Source organism: Streptomyces sp. NBC_00872, assembly GCF_045161915.1.
GTDB lineage: Bacteria > Actinomycetota > Actinomycetes > Streptomycetales > Streptomycetaceae > Streptomyces.
In genome coordinates this window covers 1549620-1567179 of sequence record NZ_CP108806.1, presented here as the reverse complement: position 1 = coordinate 1567179, position 17560 = coordinate 1549620, and the positions used below count along the sequence as shown (strand labels likewise).

Below are 17560 nucleotides of genomic sequence, written 5' to 3'. Positions count from 1 at the left end.
CCGAGCCGGAGCCGGAGCCGGATATGGCCGTGCTGCGGGTGGAGCCGAACGTCCTCGGGCCGGTGGCCTCCGCCCCGACCGTCTCCCGTCTGACCGACACCCTCGCCAAGGCCGGGCCGGGGGCACTGTCCGTGATCCGCTCGGCCCGCGCCGAAGTACGGGGGCGCGTATGGCGGTTGGCGGGATCAGACAGCCCGGCACCGCGGCACGGACATGGAGCGCGGCCGCCGGCACCTCCGACTCCGCCTTCGCACAGCGACGTCGGCCACCCTCCGCCCGTGCGCGCAGCCGACCGTGGAATCGATCACCTAGCATTTCGGGGCATGGCGATGTTCGTGCACTTGACCTCGGCGGCGAACGCGCCGCGCATCCGGCGGTCCGGGATCCGGGCTGCCGGCCATGGGCAGGGCGGCGTGCGCGGGGTCTACTGTTTCCCGGTGCTGCCGTCGCACACCCTCACCCACCAATGGCTGCGCGAGCTGGCCCGTTTCGGCAGCCGAGGTGGGCTCGTGGCCGTTCACGTACGCCTGGACGACGCCCAGCACGTGCTGGTCGGACGCTATACCGACCGGGCGCGGGACGGTCAGGCCACCGTTTCCGCGTCAGAGGCGGTGCGGCGGATCTCGGCTCTGGAGGATCCGCGCGGGTGGGAAGTGTTCGTACCCCGGGCGATCCGGCCGCGTGAAGTGCACCGGGTCCGCGCCGCGCCGCAAGTGGCGGGCTGGCGGTACCTGCCGGACGCGCACGGGGTGCGCCCCTGCACCTGTTTCGGGTGCCGGGTGCGCGGCGGGTTCGGGGCGCGGCGCCTGCGTGAGCGGCTGCCGCATCCGCTCGACGGTCCACCGCCACCCGCCAGGGTGCTGCTCGCCCGTGTCGCAGCGGCCGGTGACCCCGGGGACCCGGTCGCGCTGAGGGAGGCACTGCACTGGTTCGGAATGCGTCGACGGGGCCCGCTCGCCCAGGTGGGCCGCCTCGCCGCCCACCCCGACCCCGGGGTGCGGGAGGAACTGGTGTGGGCGGTCGCCCGCTGGTCCACCCCGGGGGTCACCGAGCTGCTGGACGCCCTCGCCGGTGACCCGCACCCTGACGTCCGGGAGGCGGTGGAGGCGGCCCGCGCATCGCGGTGACCACCGACCCCTCACCGGGGCACGGCCATTGCGTGACCGACTGCCTTCGGCAGTTGGTATGAAGGTGCCCCATGTCAAGAAGACACGAGGACAGACCTGTTCCGGCTCGCCGGGGCGGCTGCGCCGTACCGCTCGGACCCGGGCGCGCCCGGTGGCCGTCTACTCACGTGCCGGGCGCGGTGCGATGCCGGCCCGGGGTGTGCGGCCGGGGCGTGTCGGGTGCCATGGCCGCCGGGACTGGGGGAGGCCGAGTGCATGCGGTGGTTCGGCAGACGGCGGGAACGTGACGGCAAGGGCACCGGCGGTACGGAGCGGTCCGGCGCCCCTGAGCCCGGCGCCCCTGAGCCCGGCGCCCCTGAGCCCGGCGCCCCTGAGCCCGGCGCCCCTGAGTCCGGCGTCCCTGAGTCCGGCGTCCCTGAGTCCGGCGTCCCTGAGTCCGGCGTCCCTGAGTCCGGCGTCCCTGAGTCCGGCGTCCCTGAGTCCGGCGTCCCTGAGTCCGGCGTGCGCGAGAGCGGGCGGACCGGCGGGGAAGAGACTCCGCCGCTGCCCGGCGAGTACGCGGACGACACGGACGGTCCGGCGTCGATGACCCCGCTCCAGATCGCGGCCTGCGCGCTCCGGGCCTTTGTCCAGGGCGACGAGGAGCGGGCGGTGTCCCTGTGCGAAACGGCCGTACTCGTCGGTGCGGACACGGAGCTGTTCGCCATGGCCGAGTACCGTCTCGGCATCGGCGTGGCGGACCATCAGGCCGTACGGCATCTCCTGGACGCGGCCGGCGTAGGCGGCATGGCCCCCGCCCACCCCTTCCCGCGCGCGCAGGCCCTGAACAACCTGCGCGCCAGGGACGCGCAGTGGACGGAGCTGTGCCACAGGGCCCGGTCCGGGGACGGTCCGTCATGTTCCGACCTGGGCGTCCTGCTGCGCGGCTGGGGTGACGAGACCGGCGCCGAGCACTGGTACCGCAAGGCGATCGACGCGGGCGACCCCACGGCCGGCGGTGCCAATAACCTCGGCAACCTGCCGCGCGACCAGGGCCGGCCCGACGACGCCGTTCCCTGGTGGACCCGCGCGGCGGAACAGGGCGCCGTCGCCTCCATGGTCAGCCTGGGCGCCCTCGCGTACGAGCGCGGGGACACCGCTCTGGCGGAACGCTGGTTCCGCGCGGCGATCACGGCCGGGGACCCGGACGGCGTGGCCGCCACCAACATGGGCGGCATCGCCCATGATCAGGGCCGCGCCGGGAAGGCCGCCCAGTGGTGGACCCAGGCCGTGGACAAGGGGCACGCACCGGCCCTGACCCAGCTCGCCGGCCTGGCAATGGAACGGGGGGACCTGGAATCCGCCGAACGGCTTCTGCGCCAGGCCCTTGAGCAGGGCGACCCCCACGCCCTCAACGCGCTGGCCATCCTCCTCGAACGCACCGGCCGCACCGAGGACGGCGGCCCGACGACGGGTCCACCGGCCCCCACCACCGATTGAGACCGACGACGGTCATTGAGACCAACAACGGCCTTGGGGTGTCAGCCACCTGACACACGGTGAGGACCACGGTGCCACCAGCCCCGGCCGGGCTGCCGGGCCTTCACCGGGCGGTGACGTACGGGGCGCACCGCCGTACGAGCCGGCCCCCGGACGAGCCGGCCCTCGTACGATCTCGGTACGCGAAGCGAGTGACGTCACCAGCACCGCCGCGATCTCCGGAACCGGAGACCCGAACCACCCCGCCGGCCTGGGGTCATCCATTGGGCACAGCACTACGTCAGTCCCAGCGGCTTTTCGACTACTCCAAGCTCGCCTTCCCCCGAACGCAGTTCGATCCTGAAGCGGTCTATGCGACATTGACGTCCGTCACCGCCGGAGAGGCCGACAGATTCCGCAATCTGCAGCACGGCGCCGCACGCTCCCATGCCTCCGGCGCCGGCTACCGCGGCCGCCAGCGACGGGGGACAGGCTCCCGCCATCGGCGCCTGAAGGACAGGCACGGTGACCCCGAAGCCATCACAGAAAGTCCGTACTCGTCGGCAGACGTCATCCATGGGGCAACCCTTAGACGGCTTCGCACACTTCCCGGGAGCCGGGTTCCCAGCGTATGGCGGGCGGGCCGACGGCGCGCGGGGCGACGGCGCGCGGGGCGGTCCTTCGGGACCGGCCAAGGGGTGACGGCCGATCCGGGCCGTCGTGGGCGAACTGCTCCCGGGGCCTGAAGGATCCCGCCAGGAGATCACTTTGCGTCAATCATCGGTAACTGAGACGTATGACTGAGGTGTTCGGGCTACACAGGGATGTCTGTCCTCGTGTCGGGCGGGGACGGCTGGTGCCGACTGGGGGTCCGGGCAAGTGCTGACGATCAACGTGGCCGTACTGCTCGCTGTCATCGTGGTCCTGCGGCTGCGCCGACGTACGGAGGCCAGGAGCAGGCGTGACGAGCGGATGACCGTGGTGATCGTGCTGGCCCTGGGTGTCCTGCTCGCCCCGACACCGGTCGGCGAGGGAATCACCGACATCATGGGGCAGGTCGCGGGCAGCGTCACGCAGGCCGGCCGATGAGTCCCTACACGCGCAGGCGCCGGACGGCGACGACCAAGCGCGCGCCAGCACGGCGGCGTACCCGCGGGCGCGGCAGGCGGCGGAGTGCGGGTGACCGGCTGATCGGTCTCCTCGTGACGGTGGTCCTGGCTGTTGTCCTGGTGGTGGCGGCCGTCGAGTGGCTGCTGGTCCACTGGTGGGTCCTGGTCGTCGTCGGCGTGCTCGCGTTGCTGGCCGGCGGCGGCCGGCTCTACCAGAAGCGGCAGAGCGCGCGGTGGGAGGCGGTGCGTGCGCAGGGACTGCGTTACGGGCTGTCCGAGCTGGACGGCCTGCACCATTCCCGGTTCGAGGACGCGGTGCGAGAGCTGATGAACCGTGACGGCTGCCGGAACGCGGTCCGTGTGGGGGGCGGCGGCGACCTCGGAGCCGACGTGAAAGCCACCGATCCCTACGGACGGCGCTGGGTGATCCAGTGCAAACATCGCCGCGACGGTCTGGCCGGCGCCGCGGTGGGCACGCCGGACCTCCAGGTCCTCAACGGCACCGCCCGCCAGGTCCACGGTGCCGACATCGCGGTGATCGTGACGAACGCCCGGGTGACCGCACCGGCCGTGGCTTTCGCCGAGCAGCAACGACTGCACGTGGTCGACCGCCACATCCTCGGGGTATGGGCCTCCGGCTCACGCCCCCTGTGGGAGCTGCTCCGGGCCGTCCCGCCGCCTCGCAGACCGACCGGCCCGTCCTGAAAGGGTGTCCTGAAAGGGTGAGTCCGCTCGGGAAAGGGTGAGTCCGCTCGCGCCGCTGCCGAATGGCGATCAGGCCGTGCTCCGTCTCTTCCGGAGTGCGTTCACCGCCGGCATCGCGGCGACCGTCGGGCGGTTGCCGAGAGGGGAGGGGACGGCCATGGTGGCTTTCGTCTCGATGGACGACGGGGCAGGGAGGGCGGCGGGCCCCGGGAACCGGCGGGGCGGCCGATGTCCAGGGGCCCGATCGCGCACGGCGGGCCACTCGCTCTCGCCTGTGCCCCGTCGAGCGGTGCGCCCCGTCGGGCGGCGTACCAAGCGTCCGCCTCGCCCTCTCATCATGTCCAACGATCACAAGTGCTGGATCCCATCGATCTGATCGATGGCTCTCCCTAGACTCAGGCCATGGAGATTCGTGAGCTGGAGTACTTTCTCGCCTGCTGCGAGACCGGGAGCTTCACCGCCGCGGCCCGGAAGGCGCACATCGTGCAGTCCGCGATGTCCAGCGCGATCGCCCGGCTGGAGCGGGACTTGGGCGTAGCGCTGTTCGACCGGTCGGTCACGCCCGTCGCCGTGACCGAGCACGGGGACGCCCTCCGTACCGCCGCCCAGCGTGTGCTGGACGCCGTGCGGAGCGCGCGGGACGAGGTCCACGCCGTCTCGGGCCGGGTGCGGGGGACGGTCGTGCTCGGCAGTACGTTCAGCACGGGACCGCTCGACCTCGCCATGGTGCTCACCGGCCTACGGACGCGCCATCCGGAGGTCGTCGTCCAGTTGCGCCAGTCGTCGGCCGGCTCCACCGGCAACCTGCGGGCGATCCTGGACGGTTCGCTGGACGTCGCGCTGACGGCCAGCGGCGAGCGGCCGCCCGACGGGATCGTGCTCAGACCCCTGATCGAGGAGCCGTTGGTGTTCGCCTGCCGTGCGGACCACCCACTGGCCGGGCGGGCCACGATCACACCGTCCGACCTGTCGGCCGAGCCGATCCTGCGTTTTCCGCCGGGCTGGGGAATGCGGCAGACCGTGGACCGGGTGCTCGGCCCGGCGCGGGTGGCGACCGAGGTCGCCGACTACGGGCTCATGGCCAAGCTCGTCGGCGCCGGTTTCGGCACGACCCTGATGCCCGCCTCGGCGGTGGGCACCGGCGACGGCCTGTGCGTGATTCCTCTCCAGGCGCCGGATCTGACGTGGCAGCTGTCCGCGGCCGTCAGCGCCCGCCGCCGCCCCGCGGCGGCCACTGAAGCTCTCCTCGACGCGCTTGCCGCCGCTGCGAACCACGCCGCCAACTCCCGTAAGTGAACGGCTGTTCCGCGATCCGTGGCCGACCGCGCCCGGCGTCGACTCCGCTGCCCGATTCCCGGGCCAGGCTGTGAGGAGTCCGGTCCGCCTATCGCCTACCGGACCTTCGCGTGGGCACGCATCTGTTCGGCCAGTCGGTCGAGTTCGGCCTTCTCCGCGGGTGAGGTGTTGTTGAGTGCGCTGTGTGCGGCCGTCGGGCTCCGCAGGAAGCGCCGCAGCAGGGCCACCAGCAGCCCTTCCGGCAGAGTCCGCAGCGCGGCGAATCCGCGAGGGACCGGTGGCGTCGGCATGGTGGCCAGGTTCTGCCGTATGAGGTGGAGCATGCCGCGGACCGCGTCCGGATCGTCGGCCAGCGCTGCCGGGCCGCCCGCCGCGTGCACCGCCTGCCCGAGTGGCACCTCGAACGCGGCGTGCGTCTTGAGCCAGGCATCCATCCGCGGCTCGGGCCTGGCGTTGATCCCGGTGGTGCGGAACGCCTCCACGATCCGTTCCAGTCGCGGGGTGGTGCGGCCGGCGGGTTCGCCGATCGGCATCACGACCCGGCGGGTCAGGAAGTTGGCCGCGCGGTAGCGGACCACGTCGCCGTCCATCGTGCCGGCGGCCGTGGGGAAGCCGAGCAGCACCCGCTCGTGGCCGATCACCGCGCCCAGCGGCTCCGCGCCGGCCGCCCAGTTGAGCAGGAACAGCACATCGCCTTCGGAACCGGCGAGTGACTCCAGCACCGCGTCCGTCTGATGGGTGCGGACGAGGACGGCGATCAGGTCGTAGCCGCCGGCCGGGTGCTCGACCACCGGTACCGGTACCAGCCTGACGACCGGGCTGTTCTCCTCGGCGAGCCGCACGCCGCCGTGCCGGCGCAGGGCGGCCAGCCGCTCGCCCCGGGCGAGGAGCGAGACATCGTGCCCGGCCTCGTGCAGGCGGGCGGAGAACAGGCTGCCGAGAACCCCGGCGCCGTACACGAGCAGTTTCATGGCAATCCTCTGACGTCTGTTCGGTTCAGTCATACGTTCGTTTGATTCGAACGTCTGTATAGTATGCACACATGGCGCCAACCGACACCCGCACCAAGATCCTCGACGCGGCCGAGCACCTCTTCGCCGAGCGCGGATACCGCGGCACCTCGGTCCGCGCGATCACCGACCTCGCCGGAGCGAACCTGGCCGCCGTCGGATACCACTTCGGCTCGAAGGCGGAACTCCTGGCCGCGGTCGTCCGCCGCGTGATCGGGCCCATCACCGCCGCCCAGCGCGTAGCGCTCGACAAACTGCTCGCCCGGACCCCGGACCCGCTGGTCACCGAACTGGTGGAAGCGTTCGCGGGGCCGCTGTTCGACGTGATGCCGGCCGGCGACGAGGGCGGCGCCCGGACGTCCCGGCTGATCGTGACGATCCTCAACGACCCGGCCGAGGAGGCGCGCAGCTGGACCGGTCCGGACGAGGACACGGTCCGCGAGCGCTACCTGGCGGCCTTCGCGCGCGCACTGCCCGGCCTTGCCCCGGAAGAGCTGTTGTTCCGGATGCGGGGGATCTTCGCCGTGACGGCCGCGGACCGCGTCGAGGTCTACAACCAGCCCTCCCCGGCCTGCCCGACCCCGGTGGCGGGCGAGGCGTCCCGGCGCTGGGTGATCACGTTCCTGACGGCGGCGATGAGCGCCCCGCCGACCGCGACCTGACGACTGGCCGCCGGCCGCGTCCCCCGCCGATGACGCGTCGGGCCTTCTGCCGTCCAGGCTGTGAAGGCGACCACTGGGCACTGTGAGGCGGCCACTGCGCACTGTGAAGGGGGCCACTGGGCAACTCGGTCCGGAGGGGCGGGACCGGCTCGCCCGCCTGTGGGACCGGCTCTCCCACCTGGGCTTCCCCTACCTGCGGACCACGCCTGCCGCGGCTTCCTACTGCCGCCGCAGTACACCGCGGAGCCTGTCGGCGGACGACGACGATGACCTGTCGGGAGACGAACAATCGGGGCATTGGCAGGGGCCGGTCGTAGTACCGGCGGGTCAGCCCCGAGGGGGCATCGCCCTGTCGTCTCGAAATACTGACAGGAGAGCTTCTTTCGTGGCTACCTTCCTCTACCGACTGGGTCACCTGGCGTTCCGGAAACGGCGGTGGGTCGCCTTGATGTGGGTGGCGATCCTCGCCGCCACCGCCTTCGCCGCGGTCAGGGCCCCCGCGGCGCCCGACGACGGGTTCGCGATGCCGGGCACGGAGTCGCAGAAGGCATTCGACCTGCTGGACCAGCGCTTCCCCTCGGGCAACTCCGAGGGTGCGGACGCCCGCCTCGTCTTCGTCGCGCCGGACGGCCAGAAGATCACCGCGACGCGGTACAAGGAAGCCATCGACGAGGCCGTCACCGCGGTGGCCGGCGGCGGGCAGGTCGCGACCGCCCTCGACCCGTTCGACGTCCACGCGGTGAGCAAGGACGACTCGACGGCGTATTCGAGCATTTCGTACGCCGAGAAGGCCGAGGATCTCACCGACGCCACGAAGAAGACACTCACCGACGCGGCCGACGACGCACGTGAGGCGGGTCTGACCGTCGAGATCGGTGGTTCCGCGCTGGGGGTCGCGCCCGAGTTCGGCGGGACCACCGAGATCATCGGCGTGGCCATCGCCGCGGTGGTGCTGGTCATCACCTTCGGGTCGCTCGTGGCGGCGGGTCTGCCGCTGCTCACGGCGCTGCTGAGCATCGGTGTCGGTGTGGCCGGGATTGTCGCCGTGGGTCTCTCCACGACGACCACCACCCTCGCCCTGATGCTGGGGCTGGCGGTGGGCATCGACTACGCCCTGTTCATCGTCTCGCGCTACAGCGCCGAACGGGCCGTGGGCCACAGTCCCGCGGAGGCGGCGGCCCGCGCCGCGGGAACGGCCGGCTCCGCCGTGGTGTTCGCGGGTCTCACCGTGGTCATCGCGCTCGCCGGACTGTCCGTGGTGGGCGTTCCCACGCTCACGAAGATGGGCCTGGCCGCGGCCGCGACGGTGGTCATCGCCGTCCTGATCGCGGTGACCTTGGTGCCCGCGGTCCTGGGCTTCGCGCCGAAGGCCGTCCTCTCCCGCAAGGTCCGCACAGCTCTACGGGGCGGCGACGGGCACGGCGCCGGAGCGTCGGGCCCGCGGCGACCCCGGGGTACGGAGCCGACTCCCACGACCAAGCCCAACGCGACCAAGCCCAATATGGGCACTCGCTGGGCCCGTTTCGTGGTGGGCCGGCCCCTGCCGGTACTTCTGCTGGGCATCGTGGGTCTGGGGATACTCGCGGTACCGACCCTCGACCTGCGGCTGGGCCTGCCCGGTGACGAGGCGCAGCCCACGTCGACCACCCAGCGCCGTGCCTATGACAACCTGGCGGAAGGCTTCGGGCCCGGCTTCAACGGTCCCCTGACCGTGGTCGTCGACGCGAAGGGCGCGCAGGACCCGAAGGCGGCGGTGGCGACGGTCGCCGAGAAGCTGGCCGCGACCGACGGTGTCGTCTCCGTGTCGCCCGCCATGTTCAACAAGTCCGGCGACACCGCGATCATCAGTGCCACACCCTCCACCGGTCCCAGCGAAGAGGGGACCAAGGATCTCGTTCACACCCTGCGTGAGGAGAGGGCCGGCCTCAAGGCCGACACCGGGGCGACCATGCTCGTCACCGGCACCACCGCGGTCAACATCGATGTGTCGCAGAAACTCACCGACGCGCTGGTGCCGTATCTGGCGGTGGTGGTGAGCCTGGCCTTCCTGCTCCTGATGATCGTCTTCCGGTCCGTCCTCGTACCGCTCAAGGCCGCCCTGGGCTTCCTGCTCTCCGTGGCCGCGTCCTTCGGAGTGATCGTCGCGATCTTCCAGTGGGGCTGGCTGGCCGGCCTCGTCGGTGTCGAACAGACCGGTCCCGTGATGAGCATGATGCCGATCTTCCTGATCGGCGTGGTCTTCGGACTCGCCATGGACTACGAGGTCTTCCTCGTCACCCGGATGCGTGAGGCGTACATTCACGGCGAGAGCACCGGGCAGGCGGTCGTCACCGGATTCCGGCACAGCGCACGCGTCGTCGTCGCGGCGGCCGTCATCATGATCGCCGTCTTCGCCGGATTCATCGGATCCGGCGAATCCCTGATCAAGATGATGGGTGTGGGGCTGTCCACCGCCGTCTTCTTCGACGCGTTCGTCGTTCGCATGACCATCGTTCCCGCCGTCCTGGCCCTGCTGGGCGACAAGGCGTGGTGGATGCCGCGCCGGCTGGCCAAGATCGTGCCCAACGTGGATGTGGAGGGTGAGGCGCTGGGCCAGGGACAGCCCGGCCAGGCCCTTCCGGGACACCTGGACGAGCAGGGCCGCGAAGCGGTCCACGTCTGAGGGTGAGAGTCCGTACGCGAGCGGGAGGGCCGCACGTGGCGACACGTGTGGCCCTCCTCCGTGACGGGAAGGGCCGCCTCTCCATCGCGGACGACGGCGGGACCGAGAAGGAAGAGTCCAGCATGACCACCGACCGGCACCATCCGGACAGACGGCACCATCCGGACAGACGCCTGCCGACCAGGGGCGACTGGCTTCTCGCCCCTGGTCTGTTCGGTGTCTCGATCGCCGGGCTCTCCATGACCGGCGATCTGGGTCCGTCCGGCCGTGCGCTCATGGCGGCCGCGTGCGGCGTACTGGTGTGGTGCCGGGCCCGCCCCCGGACGGTGGTGGTGCTGGTCACCCTGTGCACCATCGCCATGGGAGTCACGGGTTCCGAATTCAGCCCGCTGCTGATGGCCCCGGTACTCGCCGCCGTCTACCTGCTGCCCCAGCGGGTCGAGCGCCGCACGGCCCAGGTCTTCACGGTCACCGCTGTGGGCCTGCTGCTGATCACCTCGCTGGTGTCCGGGACGGGAGGGATCCTGGGGCACGAACGGCTCGGCTTCATCCCCTGGGTCCTGCTCGCCGGCGCCATCGGCGACGCGGTCCGCAACCGGCGCGACTATGTGAGCGCCGTGGAGGCCCGTGCGGAACTGGCCGAGCGCACCCGCGAAGAAGAGGCGCGCCAGCGTGTCGGCGAGGAACGTATGCGGATCGCCCGAGATCTGCACGATGTCATCGCCCACCACATGGCGCTCGCCCATGTGCAGGCCGGCGCCGCCGCGCATCTCCTGCCCACCGACCCCCGTCAGGCCCAGCAGTTGCTCGGCCATCTCACCGACACCACATCCTCCGTCCTGCACGAACTCAGGGCGACCCTCGGCCTGCTGCGCCGGACCGACCGCCCCGACGCCCCGCTCGAACCCGCTCCCGGCCTCGCCCAACTCCCCGATCTCATCGCGGCGTTCGAGGCGGCGGGCCTGGCCGTCACCGTCTCGCCCCAGGGGGTCGTACGGCCGCTGTCTCCCGGCGTCGATCTCACGGCATACCGTGTGGTCCAGGAAGCGCTGACCAATGTCGTCAAGCACGCGGAAACCGGCGAGGCCACCGTGCGGCTGGCCTACTCCCGCCGGGGTCTCACGATCACCGTGTCCGACAACGGGCAGTCCCGCGACCCGGGCACCCGGCCCGCGGGTTACGGCCTCATCGGGATGCGCGAACGGGTGCGGTCGGTCGGCGGTGAGCTCTTCACGGGCCGTCGCCCGCAGGGCGGATTCGAAGTGACCACAGAGCTCCCCCTCCAGAGCGACAACCCGAGCCGGCCCGGCGGACCCGATGAGAAGGACGTGCCCTCGTGACCATCCGGGTATTGCTCGCGGACGACCAGGCCCTGCTCCGGGGGACGTTCCAGCTGCTCATCGATTCCTGCGACGACATGGAAGTGGTCGCGGTCGCCGGCGACGGGGAGGAAGCCGTCGCCGCGGCACGCACCACGCGTCCGGACGTGATCGTCATGGACATCCGCATGCCCGGCGTCAACGGCCTCGCCGCGACCGCCGAGATCTGCCGGGACGAAAGTCTGCGCGACACCAAGGTCTTGATCCTGACGACCTTCGAGATCGACGAGTACGTCGCCCAGGCCCTGCGCGCGGGTGCCAGCGGGTTCCTCGGCAAGAACATCGGCTCCGGCGAGTTCCTGGACGCCATCCGTACGGTGGCAGCGGGGGACGCGTTGCTGTCGCCCGCCGCCACCCGGTCTCTGATCGGTGAATTCCTGACCCGCCCGGCGCGAGGCCGGATGTCGTCTGCCGCGGCCCTGGACACCCTCACCTCACGCGAACGGGAGATCGTGGCACACGTCGCCGCCGGACTGTCCAACGACGAGATCGCCGCGGACCTCTGTCTGAGCCCCCTGACGGTGAAGAGCCATGTCCAACGTGCCATAGCGAAACTGGACGCCCGGGACCGGGCCCGGCTGGTCGTCATCGCGTACCAGTCGGGGCTGGTCCGGCCGTGACCCCGGTTTCCTCGCTCGGATTCACCGTATTCATCATGATCTTTTGGCGCACACCTCTTGACGCTCCGGCCCATGCGAATGCAGCATCAGGCTAATCATCATGATGAAATATTGATGACCGGACAAGGGTGCCGCCGTCGACGATGGTCGCCGGATGACGGACCCACAGCGAGTCGAGGAGAGCCGTGAGTAGAAGTCCCTCGAAGGTGCACGACGTCGCGATCGTCGGCTTCGGTCCCGTCGGCCAGATGCTGGCCCTGCTGCTCGGCCGGGCCGGTCATGACGTCATCGCACTCGAACGCTGGCCGGGTTCCTACGACTTGCCCCGAGCGGTGCACTTCGACCACGAGATCGGCCGCGTTTTCCAGGCCGCGGGAGTGGGGGAGGAGGTGCGTGCGATCACCGACCCGGTGCCCGACAACTACGAGTGGCGCAACGCGGCCGGTGAGTCGCTGGTGCGCATCGACTGGTCCGGCGACGGTCCGTCCGGCTGGCCCACCGCCAGCTTCTTCTGCCAGCCCCAGCTGGAAGCCGTCCTCGCCGAGGCCGCCGGGAGACAGCCCACGGTCACCGTGCGCCGCGGCTGCGAGGTCACCGACCTGCGACTCGACGAGGAATCCGTCCGTCTCACCACCGGTGGGGACGACGGCGCGGGGGAGGTACGGGCCCGCTATGTGATCGGCGCCGACGGGGCCAACAGCTTCGTCCGCGACAGGATGGACACCTCCATCACCGACCTCGGCTTCTTCTACGACTGGCTGATCGTCGACACACTGCCGCACGAGCGGGCCGAGTGGTCACCGATGAACTGGCAGCTGTGCGACCCCGAGCGCCCCACCACGATCGTCTCCGGCGGTCCAGGCCGGCGCCGTTGGGAATTTCTGCGACTGCCGCACGAGAGCGTCGAGGAACTCGACACCCGGGAGACGACGTGGCGCCTGCTGGAGCCGTGGGGACGCACACCGGAGAACACCACGATCGAGCGGCACACCGTCTACACCTTCCAGGCCCGTTGGGTGGACCGCTGGCGCGACGGACGGCTCATCCTCGCCGGTGACGCCGCCCACCAGATGCCGCCGTTCGCGGGACAGGGCATGTGCTCGGGGATGCGGGACGCGATCAACCTGGCCTGGAAACTGGACCTGGTCCTGACGGAGCGGGCGGACCCGTCACTGCTGGACACCTACACCTCCGAGCGCAGCAACCACGTCCAGCACGCCATCGGCATGTCGATGGCCCTGGGGCAGGTCATCTGCGTACTCGATCACGACACCGCCGCGGCGCGTGACGCCCGCATGATCGCCGCCGGTGCCGACCCGCGGCACGCGCTCCCGGCCGCCCCGCCGCCCGTCCTCGGCGACGGTGTCCTCCAGTCGGCGCCCGACGGCACCCGCGCCCCGAACGTCGGCCACCTCACCCCGCAGTACGAGGTCACCCATCAGGGCCGCACCGCTCTGTCGGACGACCACACCGGCGGCGGCTTCACGGTCCTCACCGACGGACCCGCCCCGCTCGCCGCCCTGGACGCCGCCGACCGCGACTTCCTCTCGGACATCGGCGCGACCGTCGTCCCGCTGTATGCCGACAACGCCCCGCCCGAGGGCTACCTCGACGGACCCGACGGCTACCTTCCCCACATGCGCGAGCACGGTCATGCCGCCGCGGTCATCCGGCCGGACTTCTACCTGTTCGGTGCCGCCGTCGACGGGCCGGAACTGAAGGACCTGGTCGTCCAGTTGCGGCGGCAGTTGCGGCGGCCCACCCCGGTCGCCCACCGCACACCGGCAGCCGCACCACTCACAGCCGTCACCGAGGAGTAGGCGTCGTCCCGCGGACCGCGCCTCCCCCGCCGAGTGCTTCGGGATCAGGGGGCGCGTGTGCCGGCCCGTGCCGAGGGCGTGGGCGGCCCTGAGGTCGTCGAGGGTGTCCACGTCCAGCCGGACGCTGGGCGCCGCCGGATCGGTCAGCTCGTACGCGCCGCTCCGCCGGTGCCGCGCACGTGAGGCGTCCTCGAAGGACGGGGCGAGATCCTGCGCGCGCCCCGCGGTGAGCAGCGTCGTGCCCCGGCGCCCCTGATCGGCGAGGAAGGCCCGCGGATGCCGGGCGGCGGCGGCCAGCACTTCGCCCAGCTCCGCGCTGCGCAGTGCGGGCAGATCGGCGGTCAGCACCGCCACAGGGCCAGACACCCCCGCCGCGAGCACCTCGGCCGCGGCGGTACTGATCGCCGCGTTCAGTCCGGCGGAGAGCCGGTCCGGCACGGTTCCCGCCCCTGCCGCCCGCGCGTCGGCCGCCGCTTCCCGGTCGCTCGTCACCACGAGGACCGCGCCGACCCCGGGGGCGTCGAGGACGGCGTCGAGGGTGTCCCGGAAGAAGGCACGGGCAAGTGCCGCGCGGACGCCCGGATCCGGACACCGCAGACGGGACTTAGGGCCTCTCGTTTGGATCTTGCTGGGCTCGCGTGCCCTGGCACCGCGCCTCGCCGCGTTGTCGTCGGTCGCCTACGCTCCGCGTGGGCTCCCTCCTCCGCCTTGCGATCCACGGCACCACGCGTACACCAGCCGCTGCCGCGGCGGGCGCTCCCTGATCCAGCCAGACCCAAACGAAAGACCCTAGCCCGGTGGAAGGGCTTGACCGGCAGCAGCACGGTCCAGTCGGCCGGCACCGTCTCACTCCGGCCCGGCGACGGACTTCGCGATGGCCTCCAGGCCGCTCACCGACCGGTACGAGCCGTGCCGCGAGCCCGCGATGCGCGAGATGGTCTCCTCCACCAGCGTGCCGCCCATTTCCGGGAGTACGCGATGACACCGGGGCGGCCCGTGGCCGGCAGACCGGCGTCTCCGGTGCGGGATGCCGGGCCGGTGAGCGCGGTCAGGTCGGGACCGCGAGCCCGGAGCGGTACGGCGGCGTCTGTCACGTCGAGCGACACCCCGTTGGCCGCCCGCTTCAAGGCCCGGCGCAGGGCGGTGGCCGTCGGCCTGCCGGCCGCCGGGGTGTCGTCGTGACCGTTCATGCCGCTCCTTGACATGCCGGAGGTCGGGAGGTGGAGGCGCCGGGGACGGGGCCCGGTGGTGCTCTGTCACCGGCACCGCCTGCCCCGCCCGGCGGCCGGGCGAGGCAGGCGGGCGAGGTGACGGTCCGTCCGGGCGAGGCGGCGGGGCCGGGCGTCAGGGACGGCCGGGTCCACCGGGGCGGCCCGGTCCGCCGGGTCCACCAGGTCCGCCGGGTCCGCCCGGTCCGCCGCCCAGTTCGGGGCGGGCCTTCGCGTACTCGCCGATCGTCGACTGCATACGGCCGGACTTCGACACGACGCTGACCTCGGGCCACGGGGGCGCGGGCAGTTCGCTGTCCGGCGTGGTGATCGCCAGGTCCAGATGGTCCAGGTGGATGTGCAAGGAGGCCATCATCGGCAGTACGGCGTCGTCCTTGCCGAAGGGGCCGTAGGAGACCTTGAGCACGCCGTCTGTGAGGACGTAGGAGAGCGTGACGTCCGGCGACAGGGCCGGGTGCGTCGTCGTCCACCGGAAGGCCAGGGCGTGCGGGGGCTCGACCCGGGTCACCTTGCCCAGGGCGAACGCCTTGGCCTGCGGGTTGAGATGGGCGTAGACCGTGGCGCCCTCGCGCAGCTCGGGAAGGAACTCGACCGGGTGCTGCCACAGCACCAGCCGGGCCGGCTCGGCGAGCGCGGCCCAGACCGCCTCGGGCGAATGGGACACCGGGCGCTCGAACTCGATCCACCGCCCCGCCTCGTCCTCCCGGACGACGCCGTCCGGGGCGGTGCGCGGGACCTCGTCACCGGCCGGGGCGCCGCCGCCGGTGGCCGGCCGGCCACCCGGCCGCTGACGGGCGGCCGGACCGAGCTGACGCGGGTCGAAGCTGTGGTACGTGACCTTGGACGGCGTCACACGGATCTGGAGGACGGTGACGGCGGCCTGCTCCTGGTCGGTGGGCGCGGACGTGCCGCCCTCCCGCGCGTGCCCCTGGAGAAGCCGGGACTTCTGCTCCTGCTGGAGTTCGTGGATGGTCGCCGTCCCCCGTACCTCCACGTACCGCATGGGGGAGGCGGGGTCGATGATCAGGACGTTGACCCGGGGGTCCGCCCGGAGGTTGTTCAGCCGCTTCGCGGACGGAGCCGTGTTCGTCACCAACTGGTCACCCTCCAGCACGACTCCGGAGACCACGGAGTGCGGACTGCCGTCGGGGAGCAGGGTGGTGAAGGTGGCCGGAGTCTTCGTACTGAGGAGAGCCGCGGCTTCTGGAGGAAACATGATTACTCCCTGGGTGCGTGCCCGGCGCGTCGACTGGGGGAGCGCCTGGCAGTCCGTGTTCATGAGGCGTGGAATGTGGTCGGGGCCCGGGGATACGTGATGCCCGCGGGGCCCGGGGGATCCGCGGGGCCCGCGGGATCCTCGGGTCGTTCGGTGAGCCGGCCGGGGAAAGGGGAACAGGGCCGCTGATGACGGGGGAGTCCCGCTGCTTCGGCCGGCCGAGCCCCTTATTCGACCGAGCCTTTTGTGTGACCGGGTCCTTTATGCCGGACACCTTGTCCCGCGAAGTGGGAAAGGAAAGGTGTGCCGCGGTGACCGCGTGCCCGGGGGACGCGCGTGCCCGAGGGACGTCAGGGCCGCTGCGGGCCCTCAGGGAGCCTGGTGGGCGGCCTCGGCGAGATCGTGCAGGTCCGGCAGGGCGGCGGCGATCCGTTCGACGGCGGCGGGGCTGAGCGTGCTCAGGGCGGCCTCGACATTGCGGTAGATGCCGGCGTTGACCTCCCGGCCCTCCGCGAGCATGCGGGGGGTGGGCCGCAACTGGGCCTGACGCCGGTCGTCGGGATGGGGGGACCGCTCCAGCAGCCCGTCCTTCACCAGCTGGGTCACCAGGGTGCTCACATTGTTCGGCTGCATGCGGAGCATCCGCGCGGCCTCCCTGACACTGACCCCGGGCCTGTCGGTCACGAGCTGGAGAAGCTCCACCTGAGCCGGGGGGCGCACGTGTTCGCCGACCGGAGTCCGGGTCGCCTGCAGCAGCGTCCGGTGCAGGGTCCACACCAAGCGGGCGAGGTCGGTGGGGAGGTCCTGGTGCGGCATGACCGGACTGTACCTCCTGCCCCGCGAGAGACCACATGGGTGCCTGGTCAGGCTACGCAGATGCCGGGCATGGCCATCTTCTGGTAGAGGACCGGATAGGCGACCGAGCCCTCCGGCGGGAGGATCAGGGAGTCCGCGAAGTCCTTGCGGGCGAAGACCGCTTTGAGCGCGGTCCCCGACTCCCACACCGCGACGTTGGTGAGGACCCTGCTGTCGCCGACACCGCGGTAGAGCTGCGCCGAGATGAAGCCGGGCTGGGCCGTCATCACCTCGCACTCCTTGGCCCACGCCTCCAGACACGCCTCGATTCCCCCCTCGGGGGCGACGAAGGTGTTGATGACGGTGACGGGGCTGTCGTCCGACTGCTCGACCTGGGTGAAGAAGGGGCAGCTCTCGTCGATGTTCCTGAGTTCCATCATGGTGTGCTCTCCGTTCCGGGTGCTGGATGGGT

Annotated in this window: 14 protein-coding genes and 1 pseudogene; 10 read left to right on the top strand and 5 right to left on the bottom strand. The window is 71.6% G+C overall.

Annotation, left to right across the window (positions count from 1 at the left end; translation table 11 throughout):
* Nucleotides 1–323 precede the first annotated feature (323 nt).
* The 5 genes from OG214_RS06735 to OG214_RS06715 all read left to right on the top strand — a co-directional run bounded on the left by OG214_RS06735 (nucleotide 324) and on the right by OG214_RS06715 (nucleotide 5695).
* Entirely contained in the window at nucleotides 324–1127 is an 804-nt protein-coding gene (locus OG214_RS06735; RefSeq protein WP_405984151.1) for a HEAT repeat domain-containing protein, read from the top strand.
* Nucleotides 1128–1628: 501 nt separating this feature from the next.
* Nucleotides 1629–2606, top strand: coding sequence for a tetratricopeptide repeat protein (locus OG214_RS06730; RefSeq protein ID WP_405984150.1), 978 nt, complete (start codon nucleotides 1629–1631; stop codon nucleotides 2604–2606).
* A gap of 858 nt (nucleotides 2607–3464) precedes the next feature.
* Nucleotides 3465–3674 carry a hypothetical protein gene (locus OG214_RS06725; RefSeq protein WP_405984149.1) on the top strand — a complete coding sequence of 70 codons (210 nt, stop codon included), beginning with the start codon at nucleotides 3465–3467 and terminating at the stop codon, nucleotides 3672–3674.
* Nucleotides 3671–4399, top strand: coding sequence for a restriction endonuclease (locus OG214_RS06720; RefSeq protein ID WP_405984148.1), 729 nt, complete (start codon nucleotides 3671–3673; stop codon nucleotides 4397–4399). The genes OG214_RS06725 and OG214_RS06720 overlap by 4 nt, the downstream gene beginning before the upstream one ends.
* Before the next feature lie 402 nt (nucleotides 4400–4801).
* The gene (locus OG214_RS06715; protein WP_363083284.1) at nucleotides 4802–5695 is read left to right on the top strand and encodes a LysR family transcriptional regulator; all 894 of its coding nucleotides are present in this window, start codon (nucleotides 4802–4804) and stop codon (nucleotides 5693–5695) included.
* Nucleotides 5696–5790: 95 nt separating this feature from the next.
* Here OG214_RS06715 and OG214_RS06710 read toward each other — a convergent pair whose 3' ends face one another.
* Entirely contained in the window at nucleotides 5791–6666 is an 876-nt protein-coding gene (locus tag OG214_RS06710) for a ketopantoate reductase family protein (protein ID WP_405984147.1), read from the bottom strand.
* 71 nt (nucleotides 6667–6737) lie between these two features.
* On the opposite strand from OG214_RS06710, the gene OG214_RS06705 reads away from it, so the two are divergent.
* The 5 genes from OG214_RS06705 (at nucleotide 6738) to OG214_RS06685 (ending at nucleotide 13848) form a co-directional block, all read left to right on the top strand.
* Nucleotides 6738–7367, top strand: a complete 630-nt coding sequence (locus OG214_RS06705) for a TetR/AcrR family transcriptional regulator (protein ID WP_405984146.1) — start codon at nucleotides 6738–6740, stop codon at nucleotides 7365–7367.
* A 385-nt stretch (nucleotides 7368–7752) separates the two neighbouring features.
* Nucleotides 7753–10029, top strand: a complete 2277-nt coding sequence (locus OG214_RS06700) for an MMPL family transporter (RefSeq protein WP_405984145.1) — start codon at nucleotides 7753–7755, stop codon at nucleotides 10027–10029.
* A gap of 35 nt (nucleotides 10030–10064) precedes the next feature.
* A complete protein-coding gene (locus tag OG214_RS06695; RefSeq protein ID WP_405984144.1) occupies nucleotides 10065–11369 on the top strand; it encodes a sensor histidine kinase in 1305 nt (434 codons plus the stop codon).
* Nucleotides 11366–12028, top strand: a complete 663-nt coding sequence (locus OG214_RS06690; protein WP_405984143.1) for a response regulator — start codon at nucleotides 11366–11368, stop codon at nucleotides 12026–12028. The genes OG214_RS06695 and OG214_RS06690 overlap by 4 nt, the downstream gene beginning before the upstream one ends.
* 185 nt (nucleotides 12029–12213) lie before the next feature.
* Complete coding sequence (locus OG214_RS06685; protein WP_405984142.1) at nucleotides 12214–13848, top strand: bifunctional 3-(3-hydroxy-phenyl)propionate/3-hydroxycinnamic acid hydroxylase; 1635 nt, start codon at nucleotides 12214–12216, stop codon at nucleotides 13846–13848.
* 63 nt (nucleotides 13849–13911) lie between these two features.
* Here the strand turns inward: OG214_RS06685 and cofC are convergent.
* The 4 genes and pseudogenes from cofC to OG214_RS06665 all read right to left on the bottom strand — a co-directional run.
* Nucleotides 13912–14445: pseudogene (cofC, locus tag OG214_RS06680) on the bottom strand (2-phospho-L-lactate guanylyltransferase); the annotation flags it as partial.
* Between the two features lie 747 nt (nucleotides 14446–15192).
* Entirely contained in the window at nucleotides 15193–16293 is a 1101-nt protein-coding gene (locus tag OG214_RS06675) for a pyridoxamine 5'-phosphate oxidase family protein (protein ID WP_363086207.1), read from the bottom strand.
* A gap of 369 nt (nucleotides 16294–16662) precedes the next feature.
* The gene (locus OG214_RS06670; RefSeq protein WP_363086208.1) at nucleotides 16663–17109 is read right to left on the bottom strand and encodes a MarR family transcriptional regulator; all 447 of its coding nucleotides are present in this window, start codon (nucleotides 17107–17109) and stop codon (nucleotides 16663–16665) included.
* Nucleotides 17110–17156: 47 nt separating this feature from the next.
* Complete coding sequence (locus OG214_RS06665) at nucleotides 17157–17528, bottom strand: antibiotic biosynthesis monooxygenase family protein (protein WP_363086209.1); 372 nt, start codon at nucleotides 17526–17528, stop codon at nucleotides 17157–17159.
* Between the last annotated feature and the right edge of the window lie 32 nt (nucleotides 17529–17560).